General features: G+C 39.7%; 2 protein-coding genes. Both read left to right on the top strand.

Going from position 1 to position 2687, the window contains the following annotated elements:
• Window positions 1-1649 (top strand): pneumococcal-type histidine triad protein (locus tag ACLNCV_RS09665; RefSeq protein WP_424845154.1); only part of this gene is annotated, 1649 nt, incomplete at its 5' end.
• Between the two features lie 147 nt (window positions 1650-1796).
• The coding region (locus ACLNCV_RS09660; protein WP_424845153.1) for a pneumococcal-type histidine triad protein at window positions 1797-2687 on the top strand (891 nt) is incomplete at its 3' end.

Here is a 2687-nt window from a genome sequence, read left to right as displayed (position 1 = left end):
TCCAACCAAGTTTGACAGAGACTCCAAACCTGACTGTCACCCCAACATATCATCAAAATCAAGGGGAAGATATCCCAACACTTTTAAGTGAATTGTATGCCAAACCTTTATCAGAACGCCATGTAGAATCTGATGGATTAGTCTTTGATCCGGCACAAATCATCAAACGTACAGCTAACGGTGTAGCAGTGCCTCACGGAGACCATTATCACTTTATCCCTTATTCACAAATGTCCCCTTTGGAAGAAAAATTAGCTCGTATGATAGCTGTCAAGGGACAAAATGGCAATGTTTTGCCAAGCGTCACTCCACTGAAGCCAGCGCCTACTACCAAACCTCAAGCGCCAGCGGAAAATAAAACGACTGAATTTGATGTCAACCAGGTTGTTAGAAAAGTTGGCGACGGATATATTATAGAGGATAAGGGCGTTAGTCGTTATGTTCTTGCTAAAGATTTGGCCAAGGATAAGATTGATACTATTGAAAATCTCTTGTCTAAGAAAACTCAAGAGACACATGCGCTAGTTGCGAAGAAAGAAAATGTCGCTCCTCGTGACCAAGAATTTTATGATAAAGCATATAATTTATTGGCCAAGGCTCATAAAGCCTTATCTGAAAATAAAGGTCGCGTTTCTGATTTCCAAGCCTTAGACAAATTAGCGGAACGCTTGAACGATGAATCTTCTAATAAAGGAAAATTGGTAGATGATTTATTGGCATTCCTAGCACCAATTACCCATCCAGAGCGACTTGGCAAACCAAATGCTCAAATTGAATATACCGAAAACGAAGTCCGTATTGCACAATTAGCTGATAAGTATACAACCTCAGATGGCTACATTTTTGACGAACATGATATTATCAGTGATGAAGGAGATGCCTATGTAACGCCTCATATGGGCCATAGTCACTGGATTGGAAAAGATAGTCTTTCTGATAAGGAAAAAGCTGCAGCTCAAGCCTATACTAAAGAAAAAGGTATCCTACCTCCATCTCCAGACGCAGATGCTCAAGCAAATCCAACTGGAGATAGTGCGGCGGCCATTTACAATCGTGTGAAAGGTGAAAAACGAATTCCACTCGTTCGACTTCCATACATGGTTGAGCATACAGTTGAGATTAAAAATGGTAATTTAATCATTCCTCATAAGGATCATTACCATAACATTAAATTTGCTTGGTTTGACGACCACTCATACAAAGCTCCAAATGGTTATACATTGGAAGACTTATTTGCGACGATTAAGTACTATGTTGAACATCCTGACGAACGTCCACATTCTAATGATGGATGGGGCAATGCTAGCGAGCATGTCTTAGGTAAGAAAGACCACAGTGAAGATCCAAATAAGAACTTCAAAGCAGATGAAGAGCCAGTAGAGGAAACACCTGCTGAGCCAGAAGTCCCTCAAGTAGAGACTGAAAAAGTGGAAGCCAAACTCAAAGAAGTAGAAGCTTTACTTGATAAAGTAACTGATGCTAGTCTGAAAGCTAATGCGACAGAAACACTAGCTGGTTTACGAAATAATTTGAGCCTGCAAACAATGGATAATAATGGTATCATGGCAGAAGCAGAAAAATTACTTGCGTTGTTAAAAGGTAGTAATCCTTCACCTGTAAATAAGGAAAAATCAACTAATGAAAAATGAAAGTCTCGATAAAGAGGCTTTCATTTTTATTATGTATATACGAAAAATTCTTGACAAGCAATACTAAAAAGAGTAAACTATTAACTAGTTAATTAACTGGTTTATCATTTTATAGTGAATCAAATAGAGTTAAGAAAAGAGGAAAGAATGAAAATCAATAAAAAATATCTAGCTGGGTCAGCAGCTGCACTTGTTTTAAGTGTCTGTGCTTATGAACTAGGTTTGCATCAAGCTCAAACTGTAAAAGAAAATAGCCGTGTTTCATACATCGATGGCAACCAACCAAGTCAAAAGGCAGAGAACTTGACACCTGATGAAGTCAGTAAGAGAGAGGGAATCAACGCCGAACAAATCGTTATCAAGATTACGGATCAAGGTTATGTGACCTCTCATGGAGATCATTATCATTACTATAATGGCAAGGTTCCTTATGACGCTATCATCAGTGAAGAACTCCTCATGAAAGATCCGAATTATCAGTTGAAGGATTCAGACATTGTCAATGAAATCAAGGGTGGTTATGTGATTAAGGTAGACGGGAAATACTATGTTTACCTCAAGGATGCCGCCCATGCGGACAATATTCGTACAAAAGAAGAGATTAAACGTCAGAAGCAGGAACATAGTAGTAATCACGGTGGCGGTTCAAACGATCAGGCAGTAGTTGCAGCCAGAGCTCAAGGCCGTTATACAACGGATGATGGGTATATCTTTAATGCCTCTGATATCATCGAAGATACGGGCGATGCCTATATCGTTCCTCATGGCAATCACTTCCACTATATTCCGAAGAGTGATTTGTCTGCCAGTGAATTAGCTGCTGCCCAAGCCTTCTTATCTGGAAAAGGTAGTCAATTAAGTACCGTTGAATACCGTTCAAGCAGGGGAGAAACAAGATCTACTCTAAGAACGAGTCAATATGAAACTCCTCAAAATCCTGCTACAGCTCCGGAGAGCCCAAATGAGGATTTAGCTAGTCTTCTTCAGGAATTATACGCTTTGCCACTTAGCCAACGTCATGTGGAGTCTGATGGATTA

Origin of the sequence: Streptococcus sp. CL5.50 (assembly GCF_049738015.1) — a bacterium.
Classification (GTDB): domain Bacteria; phylum Bacillota; class Bacilli; order Lactobacillales; family Streptococcaceae; genus Streptococcus; species Streptococcus mitis_CA.
This window is presented reverse-complemented; position numbering and strand designations above follow the sequence as displayed.